Here is a 21,957-nt window from a genome sequence, read left to right on the forward strand (position 1 = left end):
AAGGCATGAAGACAGCCCGCAAAGCCAATCTCGATCTCCTCGCCATGTCCCTCTTGCTGGGATGCTGCCTGTTCTGGGGCCTGCAGCAGGTCTTGATCAAGGCCACGATCAGCGAAATACCGCCGATGTTCCAGGCCTCGCTGCGGCTGGTTGGCGCCACGGCGTTGCTCTGGCTCTGGTGCCTGTGGCGCAAGGTCCCGCTCTTCAGCCGCGACGATTCGCTGAAGGCCGGCCTGCTGGCGGGCGCGCTGTTCGGCGCAGAGTTCGCCTGCATTTATGTAGGCTTGCAATACACCAGCGCTTCCCGCCTCACGGTGTTTCTGTACACCTCGCCTTTCTGGGTCGCCCTGCTGGTACCGCTGTGGGTGAAGTCCGAACGCCTGCGCGGCGTGCAATGGCTGGGCCTGTTGTGCGCCTTCGCCTCCGTGGTGTTCGCGCTGCGTGAAGGTTTCACCGGTGATCATGCGTCGACGGCGCGGGGCGATCTGCTGGCACTGGCCGCCGGCATGCTGTGGGGCCTGACCACGGTGGTGATACGTGCCACCAAACTGGTCAGCATCTCCGCTGAAAAACTCCTGTTCTACCAATTGGCCGTTAGCGCCGCAGTGTTTCCGGCCCTGTCGCTCTACCTGGGCGAGCAATGGTCGTGGCATTTCAGCCCGTTTGCCATTACTTCCCTGCTGCTGCAGACCGTCATAGGCGCATTCGCCAGCTACCTGGCCTGGATGTGGATGCTGGGGCGCTACCCGGCCACCAAGATTTCGGTGTTCGTGTTTTTCACGCCGCTGTTCGCGCTGCTGTTCGGCGCGCTGTGGCTGAAAGAAAGCGTCACCACGGGCCTGCTGGTGGCGCTGGCCATGGTCGCGGCGGGCATTGTGCTGGTCAATCGCAAGCCGGCAGGCGCATAATTTTTCAGCATGACGCCTCATAAACGCATCCCCGGCCATCGCTTCCTCCATTCACCTGGCCCCACGCGGGTGCCCGACGAGGTGATGGACGCGATGCGGCGCCAGCCCATGGATCTGGCCGACCCGCGGCTTGATCGTGTGATCCAGGCCTGCGAGACCGGGCTCAAGGCGCTGCTGCAAACCGCCGCGGCCGACGTCTTCCTGTATGCCTGCAACGGCCACGGCGCCTGGGAGGCCGTGATCGCCAACCTGCTGGCGCCCAGGCAGCAGGTGCTGATCGCCGGAACGGGGCACTTCTCCGAATCCTGGGCCATACAGGCCGAGGCCATGGGCGCAGCAGTCATCCGCACGCCCTGGCGCGAGGGTTACCCGATTGACGTGCCGGCCATAGAAGCCGCGCTGCGCGCCGACACTGCGCATGCCATCGTGGCGGTATTTGTGGTTCATACCGACACTGCGAGCGGCATGACCAGTGACCCGGGCAAGGTCCGGCGGGTGCTGGAAGCCACGGCCCACCCCGCGCTACTGGTGGTAGATGTGGTCGCGTCGCTGGGCGCGGCGCCCTTTGCCATGGATGCGCTGGGCGCCAACGTCGTGCTGGGCGCCTCGCAAAAAGGCTTGATGGTGCCGCCCGGTCTGGCCTTTGTGGCTGCGGATGCCGCAGCGATGAAGGTAGCCGCTGCCAATCCCTCGCCGCGCTTTTACTGGGACTGGGCGCGGCGGCAAAGCCCGCTCAGCTACCGCAAGTTCTGCGGCACGCCCCCGCAAAGCCTGCTGTTCGGCCTGGAGGCTGCACTGGGGCTGATCTTTCATGAGGGCGTCGAAGAGGTCATCGCCCGCCACCAGCTGATCGCCAGTGCGGTGCACGCCGCTGTCGATGCCTGGAGTGAAGGCGGTGCTCTGGGCCTTTTTGTGCGCGAGCCTGCGGCGCGCTCGGTCTCCGTCACGACGGTGTCTGTCACTGCGGGCATTGATCCCGAAGCCTTGCGCACTGTTGCGCGCGAACGGTTTCAGGTGGCGATTGCAGGCGGTTTGGGCCCGCTGGCGGGAAGAACCTTTCGCATCGGCCACCTGGGTGACATGAACCCGGCCATGATCCTGGGTTGCCTGGCCGGCCTGGAAGCGGCCATGCAGGTGCAGGGCATTCCCATCGGCGGCGGCGTGCAGCATGCCGTTGCAGCCTTGGCAGGTAAACGCTAGTACCTACTGCGAGGCAGTGATGCCGCCGTCGAGGTAAAGCACCTGCCCGGTCACAAAGCGGGATGCGGGCGCCGCAAAAAAAACGGCCGCACCCGCCACGTCCTGCGGGTCGGCCACGCGACCCAGCGGAATGCGTTCCAACACCTGCTTGCGCGTCTCAGGATTTTCGAGCCAGTGGCGCGCCATCTCCGTCTGCACCACCGTAGGTGCGATGCCGTTGACAGTGATGCCGTACGGCGCCAGTTCACTCGCATGCTGGCGAATCAGCATGACCAGGCCGCCCTTGCTGCTGCTGTAGGCCGAATAACCCCGGCCGCGCAAACCGAGCTGCGCGCGCACCGACAGCAGATGCACCTGAGCGCCGCCCCTGCCGCCTTCAATCTGTTTTTTAGCCGCAGCCTGCGCAAGAAACATGGCGGCCTTGAGGTTGACCTGCAACACCTCGTCAAAGGCTTCTTCCGTCACCTCCAGCAAGGCCTGCTCACGCTGCATGCCGACGCAGTTCATCAAGATGTCGAGGGCTCCCCATTGCGCCGCAACCGCATCAACGGAAGCCTGCATCTGCGGCACCGAATGCGCGTCCATGGCCAGACCCATGGCCTCGTGCCCTGCCGCACGCAGCGCGGAGGCAACGGCCTCGGCCTTGGCTTCGTCGCGCCCCGAAACTGCCACCCGTGCGCCGGCCATCGCCAGGCCCCAGGCAACGGCCTCGCCAATACCACCATAGCCACCGGGCACGTAAGCGGTTTTGCCGCGCAGGTCAAAAAGGCCTGAAAGCGCGGTACTGAAATCAATCCGGGGTGTGATGCTCATGGATGGCGAAATTGTGGGCGCAAAGCCGGCTAGCGACGAAAGGGCTTTCCCTCAGTCCATCAATAGCCCGCCGTTCAGGTCGATGATCTCGCCCGTGATAAAACCCGACAGCGGCGAGGCCAGGAAGCGCACCACGTGAGCGAACTCCTCGGGCTCGCAGAAGCGGCCGACCGGGATGTCCTTGAGCAGCTTCTGGCGCTGCTCTTCATTGAGCTGTTCGGTGATCATGGGCGTTTTGACGTAAGCGGGCGCGACGGCATTGGCCGTGACGCCAAAGGGCGCGAGTTCGCGCGCCAGTGAAAAGGTCAGCGAACTCATCGCGCCCTTGGACACCGAATAGGCCGTGCCTGCTGTCAATCCACCTGTCTTGGCCGCCAGGGAGCTGGTGTTGATGATGCGGCCGAAGCGCCGCACCTTCATTGCCGGCACCACCTGCTGCGCAAGGTAAAAAGCGCCGTCGAGGTTGGCGCCCATCACGCGCCGCCATTCACCCGCTTCGGTGGCCTCGATCTTGTTGTTGGACAGGATGCCCGCGTTGTTGATCAGGATGTCGACTGGCCCGAAGGCCTTGACGATGAGCGCATGACCGTCGCTCACGGCGGCCGCATCGCTGATGTCAAACGAGAACGGCAGGACACGCGAGCCCAACTCATGTGCGAGCGCACGGTTGCGTTCATGGCTGACATCCACCATCGCGACCTTGCAGCCGTCCTCCAGCAACACCTTGACGACGGCCAGGCCCATGGTGCCCGCCGCGCCCGTGACGAGCGCGACTTTGTTTTCAAGCGGTTTCATTACTCAACTTTCATAGTCGTCAAAAAACTCTTTACCAGAACACCGCGGAACCGGCTTTGCCGGGCCGCTAGTGTTGCCCCCTGCAAGGGGGGATCCGGCTACACAAAGTGAGCCGAGACGGGGGTGTGCCGACTTCAAGCGTCCAGGACGCTCTTCTTGCCAAACAATCCACGTGAGCGGAATGTCACGACGGCAATGAACAAGAGGTACATGGACATCAACGACCATTCGGACGCATACGAACCCGTGAGCCCAACAACCATGCCGACCATCAGCCCGGCGATCACTGCACCCCAGAGCGAACCGACGCCGCCCAGCACAATGATCAGGAATGCCGGCACCACTGCGTCTACGCCCACATGCGGGCGGATACCCCAGATCGGCGCCATGACCACGCCGGCGATGGCGGCCAACGCCACGCCCAGACCAAATACGAAAAGGCGCAGGCGAGAAAGGTTGATGCCCAGGGCGCGCACCATTTCACTGTCGTGCGCGCCGGCCTTGATGATCGCGCCGTAAGGCGTCTTCTGCAAAAACACCCAGAGCAGCATGATCATCAGGATGGCGAATCCACTGGCGAAGAAGCGATACTTCGAATAGACCAGGTCACCCATCAGGAAAGCGCCAGAGATGACTTCAGGCAGCATCAACTGCTTTTCCGAGGAGCCCCACACCAGGCGTATGGTTTCCTCAATGACCAGCGCCGCACCGAAGGTCAGCAGCAGGCCATAGAGCGGGTCACGGCCATAAGTGCGCCGCATGCACAGCTCCAGCAACAAGCCGAAAATACCCACCAGGATGGGCGCAAGAATGAGTGCCGCCAGGTAACGCGTTCCCAGCGGCAAACTCATGTACCAGGCCTGCAGGTTCGGGAACATGCCCAGCTGCGGTGCGATCAGGAAAAGCGCGAAGTACATGCCCAGCGCAAACAGCGAGCCGTGCGCCAGGTTGATGGTTTCCATCACCCCCACGATGAGCATGAAGCCCAACGCGATGAGTGCGAACAACAGGCCCAGCGAGATGCCGTTGACGAGGTGCGGAATAAGCTGGAGCAGAAAATCCATGTCGGTCTTTGAAGATGGAGGGCCAGTCAGACTTCGTAGCTGGGGGTCGCGTCGTAGCTCTCAAGCTTGCAGGCGCCGCCGGCATCCTTGTCCGCCACATCCTTGGGATCGGCCTGTGTGAGGATCTTGAAGATGTCGTCTTTCTCGGCGGGCTGGTCGTTGTAGGTCGCCATGTAAATCGTCTGCTGACACTGGTGGGTGACGGGATCCATCCACGCGTCGTAGTGCTGCAGGCGGTCGGCCGCGCTCATCTTGCGGCCTTCGAGCTTTTTGATCACGGCAATGTTGTTGGTGGTGCCGGCCTCTTCCACACAGCGCAGCAGCTCGCGCGTGGCCATATAACCGTTGTGATACACATTGCCCGGCACGCGAATCGCCATGCCAGGGAACTGCTTCTGGTATGCCGCCACAAACTCTTTGACGCCCGGCAGGCCCAGGCGCCAGTACCACGTGGTGCCGAAGACGCCGAAGATGGCCTCGGGGCCCAGACCGTAGACATCGGGCCAGTCCTGCTGGTTGTTGATCCACGCCATGGACTGGTTCATCTTGAGCTGCACAACTTGCTGGCGCAGCGCCTTGATGTCGTCACCGCCCACCGCCGTGGCCACCACATTGGGCTTGAGCTGTTGCAGCTTGAGCAGGTAGGACGAGAAGTCGCGGGTGTTTTGCGGCACCAGCAGCTCCTCAACGATGCGCCCGCCGTTGGCTTCCACGATCGCGCGTGTCGCCTTGGAGGTGGTGTGGCCCCACACATAGTCGTTGGTCAGCAGCACCCAGTTCTTGCCGCTGGCCTTGATGGCGTTCTTGACGATCGCGTTGGAAAAGTTGGTGCCGTTGCCGTCCCAGACGAACTTGGTGCGGTGGCAGTCCTTGCCGGCCTCGGTCGGGCTGCTGGAGTTGGTGTTAAAAAATACCGTGCCGTATTTCTGCGCAACCTGCGAGATGGCATTGGAGACGCCTGAGTGCACTGCACCGATCAGAAAGGAGGCCTCATTGCGCGTGATCATGCGTTCGGCCACGCGCGAGCCGGTGGCCGGTGTCGTTTCCGTGTCAATATGGATGGCCTCAATGCGCCGGCCCAGCACACCGCCCTTGTCGTTAAATTCCTTGATCGCCATCATGGCGCCCAGGCGCTCTTCGGCGCCCGAGGCTGCATACAGGCCCGAAGCGTCCATGGTCAGGCCAATGGTCAGCGGTTTCTTCTGGCCGGTCTGCGCCCAGGCGTGGTTGTGCTTCCACGGCCCCATGAAGGGCGCCGCGCCGTACAGGCCCGCCCCCACCAGCGCCAGGCTTGAGTGCTTGAGCAGCGCGCGGCGCGAGGTGGCCTTGCTGTCGGATTGGGATTCAGGTGTTGCGTGGTTGTTCTTGATGTCGCTCATGGTTTTGTCTCCTGCGTGTAAATGGGTCAAACGGGTTGGCTTAACGGGGAACGATCTTGACGTCGTTGAGTTTTTCCTGTGCTTCGAAAAGGGAGGCGATCAGCTTGTCGCCGTAACCAGCGTTGCTGGCCTGGATCAGGCTTTGGTGCGTGGCCTCACCCATGAAGCTGGTGACGGGCAGCATCTCGGCCAGATGGGTGTAGTAGCGCAAATCTTTTTGCGCATTGGCGATGCCGAACTTGAAGCCGGTGACGTCGCCTTCCTTGAGCGTTTTCGTTGCCATCATCTGAAAGATGCCGCAGTTCACGCCCCCGGCCGAGATCACGTCATAGAGGCGGTTGAGGTCCAGCCCGCTTTTGGCCGCCACCGCAAAGGCCTCGGCAATCGAGGCCGCAAAGCTCATGGCCATCATGTTGTTGACCAGCTTGAGCACGTGGCCGTGGCCGGGCGGGCCGACGTGGAAGATGTTTTCGCAAAAGGCCTTGAGCACCGGCTCCAGCGCCTTGAAGTCCTCAGGCTCGGCGCCGACCATGGTGTTGAGCCTGCCTTCCTCGGCTTCCTTGGGCGTGCGCGCCAGCGGCGCATCGACCAGCTTGATGCCTTTGGCCGCGAGGTCGTTGCGGATGCGGGTGCTGGAAGCGGGCTCGGCGGTGGAGGTGTCGACCACGATCAGGCCTTTGCGGCCGCCGTCCAGCAAGCCGTCCTTGCCGTAGACAATCTCTTCGACCTGGGGCGAGCCCGTGACGCAGATGAACACGATATCGCTGGCCTGCGCGCATTCGGCGTTGGTCCTGGCCTCTTTCGCGCCGGCGGCAATCAGGTCGGCCAGGTTGTCCCTGTTGCGGTTGACCTTGAAGGTGAGGGCGAAGCCCTTGGCCAGCAGATTCCTGGCCATGCCGTGGCCCATCATGCCGATGCCGATGAATCCGATTTTGGGTATTGTCATGTTTGTCTCCGTTTTCTTTCCCGTTGTGGCTTGTCTGTTCTGTCTGTTGCGTTTGGCGGCTTAGTTCACGGCCTCAGTGGCGGCTACTGAAACAGTGGCCCCTGCGCCCGCCCTCGCCTGGTCCCACAGCGAGATCAGCCGCGCATAGCGCTCGGCAATGGCCTTGACCACCGCCGCGTCGTCCATGGCGCCTGAGAACCAGCCAGTTGCGGCATCGGCAAAGATCGAGCGCCCCACGGCAAAGCCGCGGCAGATGGCGTGCGGCGCTGCGATTCGAAAGCTCTGATCCAGTTTTTCCTCGCTGGCCTCCAGGCCCAGCACCAGCACACCGCGGCAATGCGGGTCGTGCTGCGCCACCACGGCCGCGATCTTTTCCCAGGCAGCCGCACTAACGGCTGGCGGCAGCTTCCACCAGTCGGGGAAGATGCCAGCCTGGTAGATTTGTTCGAGCGCCATCGGTACGGTGTCGCCATCCGCGGGCATGTCCTTGGGTGGGATCACCTCGATGAGGAACTCGTGAAAGCTGTCCACGCTGGCTCGCTGCAGGTCGGCCAATTTGGCCAGCTGGCTGTCGCGCAAGGCCGGCTTGTCATGCGGGTGGTAATACACCAGGCATTTGGCGACGTGCTCGCTGGGCCAGGTTCGCATGACCGCACCCAGGCCGGCGCCGGCTTCGAACTGCAGCGGTCGTGAACCCGGCAGCTCGACCGGCCTTGCGACCCACCAGCCTTTGCCGGTCACCGTTGGAAGCACCTCTTCACCAAAGCGTCCGTCAACGATCACGCCGACGCCACTGCGCTGGCCGGCTCCAAGCCGCGCACCTTCGGCGATCAGGGATTTGAAAAGGGGGATGCGTTCGCTAGGCGCGCCATGGCGTGCCGCTACCTCTTCCAGCTGCTTGCGGTGGTCGAACGCCAGGATGACCAGTTCTTCCCAGCGGCGTGTGCGCGTGCTGACACGGTGCAGGTGTTCGAGCTGCGCGTCTTCGCGCAGGCGCCGGGTGGCCGAGCCATGCATCAAGAAAAACTGCAACTCTTCCCAGCTCGCCATGGCCGGCGCGCAGCCATGGCGCGACACCACCAGCGCGCCGCAGGCGTTGGCATAGGCGCAGCAGCGTGTGAGCGGCTCCCCCGGGATCCAGCCGCGCAGAAACCCCGACATGAACGCATCGCCGGCGCCCAATACGTTGTAGACGTCCACCGGAAAGCCGGGGCCTTGCAAACCTTTTTCCAGTGAATCGGGAATCGCACCGTCGAACACCACGCAGCCCATGGGCCCGCGTTTGACCACCAGCGTGGCCTGCGTCAACTCGCGCAAGCGGCGCAGGGCTGCGAGCGTGTCGGTGCTGCCCCCGGCGATGTGAACTTCTTCTTCAGTACCGACCACCAGATCGCAGTGACCGACGACGGTTTGCAGATGCGCGCTGACCTCGCCGGAAGGTACAAAGCGCTGCTCGCCCATGCCCGGGCTGGTCAGGCCCCATAGCACGGGTCGATAATCGATATCGAGCACCACGCGCGTGCCCGCGGCTTTGGCCATCATCATGGCGCGCTTGCAGCTTTCATAGGTGAGCGGCTGCGACAGGTGCGTGCCCGAAATCAGGAGCGCCTTGGCCGAAGCAATGAAGGCCGCATCGAAGTCGTCTGGACTGATCGCCATGTCGGCGCAGTTGTCGCGGTAGAACACCAGCGGAAAAGTGTCGCGGTCCTGGATTCCCAGAAACACCAGTGCCGTCAGGCGCTTGGGATCGGTGGCGACATGGCTCACGTCCACGCCTTCGGCCGCCAGGGTTTCGCGCACAAAACGGCCATTGTGCTCGTCACCCACACGGGTCAGCATGGCGGGCTTCAGACCCAGGCGCGCCACGCCCACCGCGGTGTTGGCCGGCGAGCCACCCAAATATTTGGTGAAGCTCTGCATGTCTTCAAGACGGCCCCCGATTTGCTCGCCATACAGATCCACCGCGGCGCGGCCGACACAGATCAGATCCAGCGGGCGGCTCATACGGCCCCCTTGCGAGTTGGCTTGGCTGCGGTCTTGCTGTTCCTGGTTTTGGCTTTCGCTGCGCTCTGCTCAGCCAGTTGATGACCGGTGCTGACCACCAGCGCCTGTGCCAGACACAGCGGTGCGACCAGCGAGCGGAACGGCTTGGAGGAATCGTCGGCCAGCTCCAGGCAAACCTTGGCATGCGCCTTGAGCGGCGAGAGGGGACCGTCGGTAATGGCAATTACCAGCGCTCCCAGTTTGGCGGCCTCTGCTGCAGCCGCGATGACTTCGGGCGAATAGTTGCGAAAGCTGGCGGCGATCAACACATCGCCGGGCGCAACGGAGCGCAGGCTTTCGCGCAGCATGCCGCCCGTTCCGTCGAGCAGGTGGGTGCGCAGTTCGAGCTGGCTCAACGCATAAGCGAGGTAGCCCGCCACCGGAAAAGCGCGGCGCTGGGCCAGCACATGGATGCGCGGCGCCGAGGCCATGAGCTTGACAGCCGCTTTCAGGTCGGCCTGGGCGATGCTTTCCTCGAGGTGGCCGAGTTCGGCCACCGATTCGCCCACCAACTGGTGCAGTACACCGGCCGGTGCGCGCTCGCCGTTGAGCTGCTTGCGCCGCATCTGGTCTATGCGTTCGCGGTAGCTGTCGGAACGCTCCAGCAGGTGGCCGCGGAACACCTGCTGCATTTCGGAGAAGCCGCCATAGCCCAGCGCGTTGGCGAAGCGGATCATGGCCGAAGGCTGCACCTCGGTGGCCTCGGCCACCGTCGCCACCGTGCCCAGCGCCAGGTCGTTGGGCTGCTCGAGCGCGAAGCGCGCGATGCGCTGCAGCTGCTTGGACATGTCCGGGTAAATCCGGCCAATCAGCGCCTTGAGTTCTTCGTAAGTCGTTGCAGAGTCCATATGTCGTTGCCGCCTCGGGAATGCGATGGACGGGCCGGGCCTGCGTCGCATCAAATTAGAATAGATATTCTTGCTTATTTAAATAATAGAACGTATATTCTGTTGTGTCCAGCCCATTTTCAGCACTTGTTTTTCTAGCTCCACTCATTCACCCAGAAAAACCGAAGAGACAAGGTCCCCATGCAACTCGCTTCCGGCCGCGCGCCGCTGATCCCTCTGCCGATGCTCGCCACATTGCTGGTGCTGCTGTCCACGCCGCTGTGGGTGGGCCGCGTCGGGCTGTACCAATACCTGGCCCTGGAAATCATGATCTGGGTGTTGTTTGCGATGGGCTACAACCTGCTCCTGGGTTTCACCGGCCTGCCCTCCTTCGGGCACGGTGCATTCTTTGGCGCGGGCGCCTACGCCTTCGGCCTGCTGCAACTCAAGGTCTGGCCCAACCTGTGGTTCGACCTGGCCGGCGCGGTGCTGGTCACAGCGGCGCTCGGCGCGCTGGTGGCGCTGTTCATCTCACACAGGCGCGGCATTTATTACGCCTTGCTCACCATCGCATTCGGCCAGGTGTTCTGGTTCATCGCCAACAAATGGCATACCGTCACGGGCGGTGAAGACGGGCTGCTGAACATCAAGCGCCTGCCGGCCGATTTTGGTTTTGTGTCTTTCAATCTCTCCGGCAACAACGCCCTCTTCTTCTTTTGCCTCGTGCTGTTCGGGTTGGTGCTGCTGGTGCTGTGGCGGCTGATCCATTCGCCATTGGGTCGCATCTTCAGTGCCATCAAGCAGAACGAGACCCGCGCCGCCTTTGTGGGCTACAACGTGTGGCTTTACAAGTGGCTGGCCTTCACGATCTCCACCGCGGTGGCGGGCCTGGCCGGTGCGCTGTTCGCCATGGCGCAGCAGTCGGCCTACCCCAACGTCATGAGCCTGCACAACTCGGGATTCGTCGTGATGATGGTGCTGATAGGCGGCGGCCTCGTAAGTTTTTGGGGCCCCATCATCGGCGCCACTTTCTTTATTCTGGCGCGTGACCTGCTGGGCGCCTACACCGAGACCTGGCTGCTCTGGTATGGCCTCGTCTTCATGGCGATGGTGCTGTTCAAGCCCGAAGGCATTGCCGGCGCGTGGCAAGCCTGGAAGGCACGGCCGCGGCGCACTGTGGTGGCCAAACCCGTGACAACCCCCGCCGGAGGTGCACTGTGAAGCTCTTCGAGGCCAGCGGCCTGTCCAAACGCTTTGGTGCCCAGGTGGTGCTGCAAGACATCACGCTCAGCTTCAGGGAAGGTGAGCTCAACGGCATCATGGGCCCCAACGGCGCGGGCAAAACCACCTGCTTCAATGTGCTGACGGGCCGCTACAAGCCCGACCGCGGCCGTGTGACCTTTGCCGGCGAGGACATCACCGGCCTCTCGCCGCGGGAGATTGCCCGCAAGGGCGTGTCGCGTTCCTTCCAGATCATGAATTTGTTCGACAGCTACACCGCGCTCGACAACGTGCTGGTGGCCACGCCGCATGTGCGCAGGCAGGGCTTCAACCCCTGGCGCGATCTGGGCGCCGACAGCACGGCCCAGCAACTGGCCGCGGCCATCCTCGAGCGCGTCGGCCTCAAGGGCAAGGAGCACGTGCTGGCCAGCAGCCTGTCTTACGGCGAGCGCCGCGCGCTGGAGATCGGTGTAGCACTCGCAGCCGAGCCACGCATGCTCTTCCTCGACGAACCCACCGCCGGCCTGGGTGCCGAAGGCACGGCGCGCCTGATGGAGCTGGTGAAAGAACTCAAGCGCCAGCTCACGATTGTGATCATCGAACACGACATGAATTTCCTCTTCAAGCTCGCCGACCAGATCTCCGTCATCCACTGGGGCCAGGTCATCAGCCATGGCACGCCTGACCAGTTGCGTGAAAACGAATGGGTGCGGCGGTCCAACCTGGGGGCGCTGGCATGAGCGCGGTCCTGAAGTCCGTCATCAAAACCGTGTCGCCGCAGGCCGACATGCTGGCGGTGAACCGCATAGACACCTACTACGGCGAAACGCAGGTGCTGTTCGACATATCGCTGAAAGTCGGCGCCGGCGAAGTGGTGGCACTGCTGGGCCCCAACGGCGCGGGCAAGACCACGCTGCTTCGCTCCGTGCTCGGCCTCACGCCGCCACGCAAGGGCAGCATTGCCTTCGACGCGTGCGACATCACCCGTATGCCCACGCACGAGATCGCCAAGGCCGGCATGGGCTGGGTGCCGGACGACCGCCGCATCTTCCCGACGCTGACGGTAGCGCGCAACCTGGCTATCGCCCGCAAGACCACGCGCTTTCGCCCCTGGCAGGAGAAGGAATGTTTTGAAATCTTCAGCGCGCTCGAATACCTGATGCACCGCGAGTGCGAAAACCTCTCGGGCGGCGAAATGCAGATGGTCGCAATCTCGCGCGCGCTGCTGGGCTCGCCCGGCCTGGTGCTGTTCGACGAACCCAGCCAGGGCCTGGCGCCCAAGGTGGTGCAGGACGTGATGAAAACCATCAGCCGGCTCAAGGCCGAAGGCATCGCGGTGCTGGTGGTCGAGCAAAACGTGCAGAGCGCACTACAGGTGGCCGACCGCGCCTATGTGATGAACCAGGGCGTGATCGTCCACGAGGGCCCTGCGGCCGATCTGCGCAACGACGCCGCCTTGTGCCGGCAGCTTTTGGGAGTCTGAGCCAGCATGAGCCATCCACTGTTACGCGTCGAGAACGTCGCCAAGCAATACCAGCATGGCGTCTTCCGCAAGACGACCACCTTTTCACTGAACGCCGATTTCGAGGTGCACAAGCCCTGCGTGGTTGGTGTCATGGGCCCCAACGGTTCCGGGAAGACCACGCTGTTCGAACTGATCACCGGTAGCAACCTGCCGAGCGCGGGCCGCGTGCTGGTCAACGGCCAGGACATCCACCAGGTGCGCACACGCGAACGCGACCGGCTGGCGATCCACTACCACCAGTCATACCAGGTGCGGTCATTTCAAAAGACCAAACCCGACTTCATGCTGGCGCATGCGCAGAGCGATTCGCCGCTGGTGCACCTGTTCGACGAACCGCAGTTCAACACGCAGGATGGCTACATCGGCTTCATGCTGGACTTCTTCGCCAAACTCAGGGCCAACGGCCGCCTGGTGTTTTTATGCCTGCATCCCAACGAGCCCTACCACGTCGACATCCTGCGGCAATGCTGCGAGCGTTTCATCTTTGTACAAAAAGGTGCGGTCAGCGAAGCGCCTGACTTCGACACGCTGGCGCGCGACGAGAAGGTCAGGGCCTACCTGGGGGCGCTGGCGCCGGCAGCTTGATCCACGGCCCCGCACGCGGTTCAAATCAGGCTGTGTTTTCTGGCGCGGTAAGCCAGCTTCGCCCGCGTGGTGTTGAGCCGCCGCGCCGCTGCCGAGAGATTCCCCTGGCAGGCGGAGATGGCGCGTTCCAGCATGTCGCGCTCGGTTTGCTCCAGGGACTGCTGCGAAGCGGCGGTGCCAGCCGGCACGGGATGCGCACCGGCCGGCGCACCGTCGAAGTTCAAAGTGCCTGAGCTGCCCTGCATCCGCAAGGTCATGACCTCGGTGCTCAAGGTCTCGCCGCCGGTGAACAGGTGGTGCACGTCGATCAAGCCGTCGGCATCGGCCATGATCACGGCGCGCTCGATCAGGTTTTGCAGTTCGCGGATGTTGCCGGGAAAGTCGTAGTTCAGCAGCGTGCGCACCGAGGCCTGCGTGAAGCCGCCGGTGTTGCAGCCGTGCTTGCGCCGGTAGTGGTTGAGGAAGTGGTTCATCAGCAGGGGAATGTCGTCGCGTCGCTCGCGCAGCGGCGGCAGGTGAATGGGAAACACATTGAGCCGGAAAAACAGGTCTTCGCGGAACCGGCCTTCGCGCACGGCCTGGCGCAAGTCCTCATTGGTGGCGGCCACCACACGCACGTCGACGGCGATGCCGCGTGTGCCGCCCACGCGTTCGACCTCGCCCTCCTGCAGGGCGCGCAGCAGCTTGCCTTGCGCCACAAAACTCAGCATGCCGATTTCGTCCAGGAACAGGGTGCCGCCGCTGGCCCGCTCAAAGCGGCCCGGCCGCGAATGGCTGGCCCCGGTGTAGGCGCCGCGCTCTACGCCGAACAGCTCGGACTCGATCAGGGTCTCCGGGATGGCCGCGCAGTTCACGGCAATGAAAGGCTGCTCTTTGCGCGGGCTGATCCTGTGCAGCATGCTGGCGAATTTTTCTTTGCCCACGCCCGACTCGCCCGTGAACAGCACGGTGGCCGTCGTGCGTGCCACCCGGCTCAATTGATGGCAGGCCGCGTTGAAGGCGGATGAGGCTCCCACCATCGCGTCGCCGGCCGGCATGTCGCCGGTCGCCAGGTCGGCCGGGACCGATTCGCTGCGCGCATAGGCCGCGGTGTCGACAAACTCCCGGGCATTCAGGTAGCGCATGTCCTCTTCAATGTTGTCCCATTTGTCGGCGGACTTGCCGACCACCCGGCATTGCGCCTGGCCCATGGACCGGCACATGGTTTCCCGGAAAACGATGAGGCGGCCGAACAGCGTGCTGACGTAGCCCGTGGCGTAGCCCACCTGCATCCAGCAGGCCGGGGAGCCACCTATGCCGTAGGCGGCAATGTGTTCATCGTCCTCGCTGGAGTTGTGCCAGATGAATTCGCCTTCATAGCCGCTGGTGTCCGGGTCGTAGGTCACGCTGACCAGTTCGACCTTCACCACGCCCTCGAGCGCATGCAGGCGCGTGCCGGCCATGGCGGCAGCCGGCGGGTCGGCGTCGGGCCAGTGCTTGCGCACCAGCTGGGCATCACGGGCGCCGCTGACATAACCGGCGCGGGTGAACAGGCCGCGGGCTTTTTCGATGCCCAGGCTGTCGATCATTTCGCGGCGCATGGAACCGAGTGCCTCGGTGTGCAGCAACACCATGCGCTGGTCCTGCAGCCAGATGCGCCCGTCACCCGGTGAGAAGAACAGGCATTCGCTGATGTCCGCGATCGTCGGGTGCGTGTCGCCGCCGATGTGCGTGCTGGCAAACCCGCCCATGGCCTTGGCCACCGACGCGCTGTCGAAGCTGCCCAGCGCGACCCCGGTGGCCCGAGCCACCTCGGCCAGGGAAATGCGATCGGATGCGCGCATGGCTTTGCTCCTCGATTTGATTGATTTGATTTGATCAATTGGTGAAATTTGATTCAACTTTATAACTATTTGATGAAGAAAACATGGGTGGTTTCCATGTGCTGCACCGCAGCAAACATACCTAGGGTATGTCCCCGTTTTCCCAGTGAAAAAGCTTTGGGTGCAGCGCAGCAAGCGGGCCCTGGCACGCGGCGCTGGTACATGCATTGCGATACAGGAGCACGACGCGCCGATGTGGCGAGCTGATCAAACAACCGTAAGGACAAAAGCAAATGGGTGTATCCGACGCGATGGCATTTCTGGATTTCTCCGCGCTGGCGCAAGCGCCGCTGGGCGGCGGGAAGCGCGACGTTGTCGAGCCCGCGACCGGCAAGGTGATGTGCACGGTGGGCATCGCCAACGCGGCGGATGTGGCCGCGGCCACGCGGGCGGCGGCCAATGCACAAAAGCCCTGGGCCGCCCTGCCCCCGCGCGAGAGGGCCGACGTCTTCCGCCGCGCCGGCGCGCTGTTCCAGCAGCACTTCGACGAACTCGCGCTGTATGCCACGCGGGAGACCGGCGGCATATTGCCCAAGGGGCAGCATGAGATACGCGAAGCCATCACCATCTGCCACCTGGCCGCCGCCATGCCGCTGCAGCCCCAGGGCCATGTGCTGCCCAGCGTGCCGGGGCGCACCAGCATCGCCCGCCGCGTGCCGCACGGCGTGGTGGGTGTCATCTCGCCCTTCAACTTTCCACTGATCCTGACGCTGCGCGCGGTGGCGCCGGCGCTGGCCGCGGGCAATGCGGTGGTGATCAAGCCCGACACCCGCACGCCGGTGACCGGAGGCCTCATGATCGCACGCATTTTTGCGGAGGCGGGCCTGCCCAAGGATTTGCTGCATGTGTTGCCCGGCGACGCCGAAGCCGGCGAAGCCTTGGTCACCGACCCGCTGGTGCCCATGATCGCCTTCACCGGCTCGCCCGCGGTGGGCAGGCGCATCGGCGAGCTCGCGGGCAAGCACCTCAAGAAGGTGTCGCTGGAACTCGGCGGCGCGAACTCGCTGATCATCCTGGACGATGCCGACCTGGACATTGCCGCGAGCAACGCCGCCTGGGCCGCCTACCTGCACCAGGGCCAGATCTGCATGGCCGCCAACCGCATCCTCGTTCACCAGAGCATCGCGGCCCCGCTGCTGCAGCGCCTGGTCGCCAAGGCCACGCACCTGCCGGTCGGCGACGGTGCCACCGGCCAGGTCGCGCTCGGGCCGCTGATCGATGCGCGCCAGCGTGATCGCGTGCATGCCATCGTGCAGGACAGCATCAAGGCCGGCGCCAAGCTGGAAGCCGGCGGAAGCTACGACGGCCTGTTCTACAAGCCGACGGTGCTGTCCGGCGTCAAGCCCGGCATGCGCGTGTTCGATGAAGAGACCTTCGGCCCGGTGGCCAACATCGTCACTTTCGGCAACGACGAGGAAGCGGTCGCGCTGGCCAACAACAACACCGGCAGCCTGGCCTGCGCCGTGATTTCGCGCTCGGTGGGCCGCGCCATGGCGGTGGGGCAGCAGCTCAAGGCCGGCATGGTTCACATCAACGACCAGACCGTCAACGACGACTGCGTCAACCCCTTCGGCGGCCCTGGCATCGCGGGCAACGGCACCAGCGTGGGCGGCCCGTCCGACTGGGAGGAATACACGCAATGGCAATGGATGACCGTCAAGGACACCGCGCCCATGTTCCCGTTCTGAACGGACCGCTTCAGCTTTTTCGATTTTTTTGGCTCACCACATCAAGGAGACCTTCATGAATCCACACACCCGGGAGGCTTTATGAGCCTGCAAGGCAAAACCATTGTCATCACCGGCACCTCGTCCGGCATCGGCGCCGAGGTGGCCAGGCTGGCGCGCTTTCAGGGCGCCACGGTCATCGGCATGGACCGCAACGATCCCAGCCTGACGCTGGACGGCTTCATCAAGGCCGACCTCGGCACCGCCGCGGCCATCGATGCCGCCGTGGCCCAGTTGCCGGCGCAGGTTGACGCGCTGTGCAACATCGCCGGCGTACCCGGCACGGCAGACGGCGAGCTGGTGGCCCGCGTGAATTACCTGGGCCTGCGGCATCTGACGGAAAAGGTGCTGGCGCGCATGCCGCGCGGCGGCAGCATCGTCAACGTGGCGTCCATCCTGGGCGCCGAATGGCCGCAGCGGCTGGCCCTGCACAAAGAGCTGGCGGCAGCGAAGGGTTTCGAGGCCGGTGCCGCCTGGCTGCGCAGCCACCCTGTGCCGCAAGCCACCTGCTACCAGTACTTCAAGGAAGCCTTGATCGTCTGGAACGCCACGCAGTCGCAGGAGTGGTTCCTGGGCAAAGGTGTGCGCATGAACTGCGTGGCGCCCGGCCCGGTGTTCACGCCCATCCTGGGCGACTTCGTGGCGATGCTGGGCCAGGAGCGCGTTCAGGCCGATGCCCACCGCATGCTGCGCCCCGGCTTTGCCGACGAAATCGCACCCGTCATCGCATGGCTGTGCGGCGACGCCGCGCGCTGGGTCAGCGGCGCCAACATTCCTGTCGACGGCGGCCTGGCCTCCACCTATATCTAACTATATCTAACGCTGACACGCCGCGGGTGCGAGGGCACCCATCCCCCATTCACGTAACAACGACGACATAACGAGGAGACATTCGATGAACAAGGTATTCACACCCTTCAGGCCAGCCACGCTGGCCTTGGCCTGCGGCCTGGCTTGCGCACTGCCGGCTCACGCCCTGGAACTGGACAACGGCGACCCCGACACCAAAATCCGGCTGGACTTCACACCCAAGTACAGCCTGGCCTGGCGGCTGAAGGACCCGTCCGCACTGCTCACCTCGCCGGCCGCCCGCGGCGATGGCGGTGTGACCAATGAAAACGATGGCGACCTCAACTTCAAGAAGGGCCTGATCTCCAACCGCGCCGACCTGTTGACCGAATTTGACTACAGCCGCAGCAACTGGGGCCTGCGCATCAGCCACTCCGCCTGGTACGACTCGCAGTACCTGCGCGCCAATGCCAATGACGGCACGGCAGGCGTCAGCAACTTCGCCGGCCAGGCCGCCAACCAGTTCGTCCCGGCAACGCGGGACCAGCACGGCCGCGGTGACGAATTCCTCGACGCCTTTGTCTGGGGCAAGGGATCCATCGGCAGCATGCCGGCCTCGATACGCGTCGGCAAGCACGCGCTGCAGTACGGGGAGAGTGTGTTCTTCGGCCAGAACGGCATCGCCAACGCGCAGGGCCCGGTGGACATCGCCAAAATCGTCTCGGTGCCGAACTGGCAGTTCAAGGAAGTGCTGCTGCCGGTGGAGCAGATCTCCGGCACGCTGCAGGTGGCCGAGGGCGTGACACTGGGCGGCTACTACCAGCTCAAGTGGCGGCCCAGCAAAATCCCCGGCGTCGGCAGTTATTTCTCCAACCAGGACTACATAGGCGGCGGCCGGGTCTACCTCGGCGGGCCGGTGCTGCCCACCGACACCAGCCGCGACCAGAAGCCGGGCGACAGCGGCCAGTTCGGTGCCCAGTTGCGTTGGGCGCCGGCCGGAGGCAACTATGAGTTCGGCGTGTACGCGGCACGCTACAACGACAAGACCCCGGCTGTTCCGGTGTTTGACCTGATCAACGGCAATGTGCACAACGTCTATGCCAAGGGCATCAAGACTTTTGGTGCCAGCGTCACGTCATCGATAGGACAGCTCAACTGGGCACTGGAGGGCTCGGTGCGCACCGACGCGCCACTGGCCAGCGACCCCGCCGTGCTGGGCGGTGCACCCTTCATGCCACCGGCCAACTGCGACGGCTCTCCCTCCAACCCGTGCTATGCAACCGGCAAGACGGCGCACCTGAATCTGTCGGGCATTTACGTGCTCAACAAGTCCAGCCTGTGGGACGGCGGCGCCCTGGTGGCCGAACTGGCCTGGAACCGGCTCATGAGCGTGACCAAAAACCCCAGCGCCGTCGGCTTTGGCGGGCTGGATCCCAACGCAACGCGGAACGCGGCGGCGTTCCGCATGATCTTTGAGCCGCAGTACTTCCAGGTTTTGCCCGGCCTGGACCTGTCATTCCCGCTGGGTCTGGGCTACAACTTCGGCGGCCGTTCCGCAGCCGTTATCAACTTTGCCGGCGGGGCCAGCAAGGCGGGCGACGTGAGCATAGGCATCAAGGGCAAATACCAGAACGTCTGGAATTTCGCCTTGAACTACACCGCCTTCGTCGGCAAGGAAAACACCCTGACCGTCACGGACCCCAGCACCCCCACCCGCATGCTGTCCTACGGACAGACCCTGAAAGACCGCAACTTCGTTTCCTTCACCGCTTCCCGCACTTTCTGAAAAACATTACAGAGACAACCATCATGATGCAGACCGCAAAACACTCATTGCTCGTGGCCGCCCTGCTGGCCGGCGCCATGTCCGCCCAGGCCGCCGTCACCGCCGAAGAGGCCGCCAAACTCAAATCCTCGCTGACGCCCATGGGCGCCGAGAAAGCCGGCAACAAGGACGGTACCATTCCGCCGTGGGAAGGGGGCCTCGCCAAGGCCACCCCGGGCTACAAGAACGGCGATGCCCGGCCCGACCTGTATCCCAACGAAAAACCCATCCTGTCGATCAACGCCAAAAACATGGCGCAGCACGCCGACAAGCTGACCGACGGCGTGCAGGCGCTGATGAAGAAGTACCCCGACTTCCGCATCGACGTCTACCCCACGCACCGCACCGCGGCGGCGCCGCAGTCGGTGTACGACAACACCTTCAGGAACGCCACCCGGGCCAAGACCATTGAAGGCGGCTACGGCATGGAAGGCGCTTTCGGCGGCACGCCATTTCCGATTCCCAAAGACGGCTATGAAGCCATGTGGAACCAGCGCACAGCCTGGCGCGGCGGCAACTTTTCCATGCCGATGCGCGTGTGGGTGGTGACGTCCGATGGCAAGCGCACCATGGCCTCCGGCGGCACGCAAACCATACGCCAGGCCTTCTACGACAAGGACGGGAGCGCCGAAAAGTTCGACGGCTACTACCAGTACGGCAAGCTGGTGGTCAACGCACCGGGCTCCAAAGCGGGCGAAGCCATCCTGGCGCTCGACGGTGTTTCGGATGCCGCGCCGCGCGGCCTGTGGCAGTACCTGGTGGGCCAGCGCCGCGTGCGCAAAGCGCCTTCCGTGGCGTATGACACACCCGACTCGGTGACCTCCGGCATCGGTCTGTTCGACGAGGCCTTCACGCTGTTTGGCCCGATCGACAAACACGAATTCAAGCTGCTGGGCAAGAAGGAAATCTACATCCCCTATAACAACAACCGCGCAGCTTCCGCCAAGATCGAAGACCTGGTGACGCCCAACACGCTGAACCCGACCCAGGTGCGCTGGGAGTTGCACCGCGTGTGGGAAGTCGAGGCCACACTGGCTGCCGGCAAGCGCCATGTGGTGCCCAAACGCAAGTACTACATCGACGAAGACTCCTGGCAGATCGCGCTGTTCGACGGCTGGGACGCCAAAGGTCAGCTCTGGCGCACCAACTACGCACTGATGCTGACGGCACCGGACGTCCCCGCCGTGACCAACGTCGTGCTGTGGGGCGGCTATGACATGCAGACCGGCGCCTACTACCTGAACATGGCCTCCAACGAGCTGCCCAAACAGTATGAAGTGCAGCCGCCGATCCCGCGCTCCTTCTTCAGCGCTGAATCGCTCGCCAGCGAAGGCGCTCGCTGATGACCGGAAGTGCCCAGCCTCGCGTTGCGCGGCGGACAGCCCTGATGGGGCTGCTCGGCTGGGTGGCCTCCGCTGCACTCCCCGCATGGGCTGCCAACGGGCCCGCCGTATTGTCACAGCCGGCGCTGGTCACGCCCAAGGCGTCAGGCGCGGCCACATTGGCCGTGACACGGGCCGGCACCCGGCTCGTGGCGGTGGGAGAGCGCGGCACGGTGTTGCTGTCGGATGACCATGGCGCCACCTGGCGACAGGCGCAGGTGCCTGTGCAAGCCACCTTGACGGCCGTGTGTTTCGCCGATGAACGCACCGGCTGGGCCGCAGGACATCTGGGCGTGATTTTGCGCAGCGTTGACGGCGGAGCCACCTGGGAAAAACAGCTTGACGGCATGCAGGCGGCCGAGCTGGTGAAGCAGGTAGCGCAGCGCAGCGGCGACAGCCAGGCCATGGCACAGGCGGAGCGCCTGGTGGAAGAAGGTGCGGACAAACCGTTCTTTGACCTGGAATTCGTGGATGCCCGGCGCGGCTTTGCCGTCGGTGCTTACAACCTGATGTTTGCCACCGAAGACGGCGGCAAGACGTGGGCCGCATGGGGACTACGGCTGCCCAACCCGAAAGCCCTTCATCTGTACGGCGTGCGCGCCCACGGCCGCACGCTGGTGATCGCCGGTGAGCAGGGCTTGCTGCTGCGCTCAAGTGACGGCGGGGCCAGCTTTACCGCGTTGCAGTCACCGTACAAGGGCAGCTTTTTCGGCCTGCTGCGCACCCGAGGCGGCGCGCTGGTGGCCTACGGCCTGCGCGGCTCGGCCTACCGCTCGACAGACGAGGGCGTGCACTGGGACAAGCTCGACACCGGCGTGCCCATGGCGGTGGGAGCCGGCATGGCTTTGCCGGACGGCGGTTTTGTTCTGATGAGCCAGGCGGGTGACGCCCTGATGGGCACCGCAGGCGGGCCCGGCCTGCGGCGCATCCCGGCACGCGAGCCGGTCCCGGTTTCCGGCGTTGCCCTGGCGGCCGACGGCAGCCTGGTGCTGGCAAGCCTGCGTGGCATGCGGCACTTGCCCGCACTGCCGGCAAATTGAAAACAACGAAGAGACATGCGCCGCCA

The 21,957-nt window shown here is 64.0% G+C and carries 19 protein-coding genes; 11 read left to right on the forward strand and 8 right to left on the reverse strand.

What is annotated here, in order from left to right:
* Positions 1-5 precede the first annotated feature (5 nt).
* Together AC1DWQ_RS14930 and AC1DWQ_RS14935 are read left to right on the forward strand one after the other, a co-directional pair.
* Positions 6-908 carry a DMT family transporter gene (locus tag AC1DWQ_RS14930; protein WP_477670345.1) on the forward strand — a complete coding sequence of 301 codons (903 nt, stop codon included), beginning with the start codon at positions 6-8 and terminating at the stop codon, positions 906-908.
* 9 nt (positions 909-917) lie between these two features.
* Positions 918-2,108, forward strand: a complete 1,191-nt coding sequence (locus AC1DWQ_RS14935; protein ID WP_477670346.1) for a pyridoxal-phosphate-dependent aminotransferase family protein — start codon at positions 918-920, stop codon at positions 2,106-2,108.
* Positions 2,109-2,111: 3 nt separating this feature from the next.
* On the opposite strand, the gene AC1DWQ_RS14940 is transcribed toward AC1DWQ_RS14935, so the two are convergent.
* The 7 genes from AC1DWQ_RS14940 to AC1DWQ_RS14970 all read right to left on the reverse strand — a co-directional run bounded on the left by AC1DWQ_RS14940 (position 2,112) and on the right by AC1DWQ_RS14970 (position 9,996).
* Positions 2,112-2,921 carry an SDR family NAD(P)-dependent oxidoreductase gene (locus tag AC1DWQ_RS14940; protein WP_477670347.1) on the reverse strand — a complete coding sequence of 270 codons (810 nt, stop codon included), beginning with the start codon at positions 2,919-2,921 and terminating at the stop codon, positions 2,112-2,114.
* A 51-nt stretch (positions 2,922-2,972) separates the two neighbouring features.
* On the reverse strand, positions 2,973-3,716 hold the full coding sequence (locus tag AC1DWQ_RS14945; protein WP_477670348.1) for an SDR family NAD(P)-dependent oxidoreductase: 744 nt from the start codon (positions 3,714-3,716) through the stop codon (positions 2,973-2,975).
* A gap of 134 nt (positions 3,717-3,850) precedes the next feature.
* A complete protein-coding gene (locus AC1DWQ_RS14950; RefSeq protein ID WP_477670349.1) occupies positions 3,851-4,780 on the reverse strand; it encodes a branched-chain amino acid ABC transporter permease in 930 nt (309 codons plus the stop codon).
* 26 nt (positions 4,781-4,806) lie between these two features.
* A complete protein-coding gene (locus AC1DWQ_RS14955; RefSeq protein ID WP_457281808.1) occupies positions 4,807-6,159 on the reverse strand; it encodes an ABC transporter substrate-binding protein in 1,353 nt (450 codons plus the stop codon).
* Positions 6,160-6,199: 40 nt separating this feature from the next.
* Entirely contained in the window at positions 6,200-7,105 is a 906-nt protein-coding gene (locus tag AC1DWQ_RS14960; protein ID WP_477670350.1) for an NAD(P)-dependent oxidoreductase, read from the reverse strand.
* A gap of 60 nt (positions 7,106-7,165) precedes the next feature.
* Positions 7,166-9,109: a bifunctional 5-dehydro-2-deoxygluconokinase/5-dehydro-2-deoxyphosphogluconate aldolase gene (locus AC1DWQ_RS14965; RefSeq protein WP_477670351.1), complete on the reverse strand. Its 1,944-nt coding sequence runs from the start codon at positions 9,107-9,109 to the stop codon at positions 7,166-7,168.
* Positions 9,106-9,996: a MurR/RpiR family transcriptional regulator gene (locus AC1DWQ_RS14970; protein ID WP_477670352.1), complete on the reverse strand. Its 891-nt coding sequence runs from the start codon at positions 9,994-9,996 to the stop codon at positions 9,106-9,108. Before AC1DWQ_RS14970 ends, AC1DWQ_RS14965 begins: the two co-directional genes overlap by 4 nt.
* A 180-nt stretch (positions 9,997-10,176) precedes the next feature.
* Here AC1DWQ_RS14970 and AC1DWQ_RS14975 point away from each other — a divergent pair, with 180 nt between their 5' ends.
* The 4 genes from AC1DWQ_RS14975 to AC1DWQ_RS14990 are packed head-to-tail and all read left to right on the forward strand — an operon-like array spanning position 10,177 to position 13,306.
* Positions 10,177-11,196 (forward strand): branched-chain amino acid ABC transporter permease, encoded by a 1,020-nt coding sequence (locus tag AC1DWQ_RS14975; protein WP_477670353.1) that lies wholly within the window; start codon positions 10,177-10,179, stop codon positions 11,194-11,196.
* Positions 11,193-11,936: an ABC transporter ATP-binding protein gene (locus AC1DWQ_RS14980; RefSeq protein ID WP_477670354.1), complete on the forward strand. Its 744-nt coding sequence runs from the start codon at positions 11,193-11,195 to the stop codon at positions 11,934-11,936. Before AC1DWQ_RS14975 ends, AC1DWQ_RS14980 begins: the two co-directional genes overlap by 4 nt.
* Positions 11,933-12,679, forward strand: coding sequence for an ABC transporter ATP-binding protein (locus tag AC1DWQ_RS14985; RefSeq protein WP_477670355.1), 747 nt, complete (start codon positions 11,933-11,935; stop codon positions 12,677-12,679). Before AC1DWQ_RS14980 ends, AC1DWQ_RS14985 begins: the two co-directional genes overlap by 4 nt.
* A gap of 6 nt (positions 12,680-12,685) precedes the next feature.
* The gene (locus AC1DWQ_RS14990) at positions 12,686-13,306 is read left to right on the forward strand and encodes an ATP-binding cassette domain-containing protein (protein WP_477670356.1); all 621 of its coding nucleotides are present in this window, start codon (positions 12,686-12,688) and stop codon (positions 13,304-13,306) included.
* A 20-nt stretch (positions 13,307-13,326) separates the two neighbouring features.
* On the opposite strand, the gene AC1DWQ_RS14995 is transcribed toward AC1DWQ_RS14990, so the two are convergent.
* The gene (locus tag AC1DWQ_RS14995) at positions 13,327-15,129 is read right to left on the reverse strand and encodes a sigma 54-interacting transcriptional regulator (protein WP_477670357.1); all 1,803 of its coding nucleotides are present in this window, start codon (positions 15,127-15,129) and stop codon (positions 13,327-13,329) included.
* Between the two features lie 272 nt (positions 15,130-15,401).
* Here AC1DWQ_RS14995 and AC1DWQ_RS15000 point away from each other — a divergent pair, with 272 nt between their 5' ends.
* From AC1DWQ_RS15000 to AC1DWQ_RS15020, 5 genes are all read left to right on the forward strand, one after another.
* A complete protein-coding gene (locus AC1DWQ_RS15000; RefSeq protein WP_477670358.1) occupies positions 15,402-16,856 on the forward strand; it encodes a benzaldehyde dehydrogenase in 1,455 nt (484 codons plus the stop codon).
* Between the two features lie 81 nt (positions 16,857-16,937).
* Positions 16,938-17,705, forward strand: coding sequence for a coniferyl-alcohol dehydrogenase (locus AC1DWQ_RS15005; RefSeq protein WP_477670359.1), 768 nt, complete (start codon positions 16,938-16,940; stop codon positions 17,703-17,705).
* An 85-nt stretch (positions 17,706-17,790) separates the two neighbouring features.
* Positions 17,791-19,470 carry a DUF1302 domain-containing protein gene (locus AC1DWQ_RS15010; RefSeq protein WP_477670360.1) on the forward strand — a complete coding sequence of 560 codons (1,680 nt, stop codon included), beginning with the start codon at positions 17,791-17,793 and terminating at the stop codon, positions 19,468-19,470.
* A 23-nt stretch (positions 19,471-19,493) separates the two neighbouring features.
* Positions 19,494-20,852, forward strand: a complete 1,359-nt coding sequence (locus tag AC1DWQ_RS15015; protein WP_477670361.1) for a DUF1329 domain-containing protein — start codon at positions 19,494-19,496, stop codon at positions 20,850-20,852.
* A complete protein-coding gene (locus tag AC1DWQ_RS15020; RefSeq protein ID WP_477670362.1) occupies positions 20,852-21,931 on the forward strand; it encodes a WD40/YVTN/BNR-like repeat-containing protein in 1,080 nt (359 codons plus the stop codon). Before AC1DWQ_RS15015 ends, AC1DWQ_RS15020 begins: the two co-directional genes overlap by 1 nt.
* Positions 21,932-21,957: the final 26 nt, after the last annotated feature.

The sequence above is a fragment of the Polaromonas sp. P2_G11 genome, assembly GCF_056403595.1.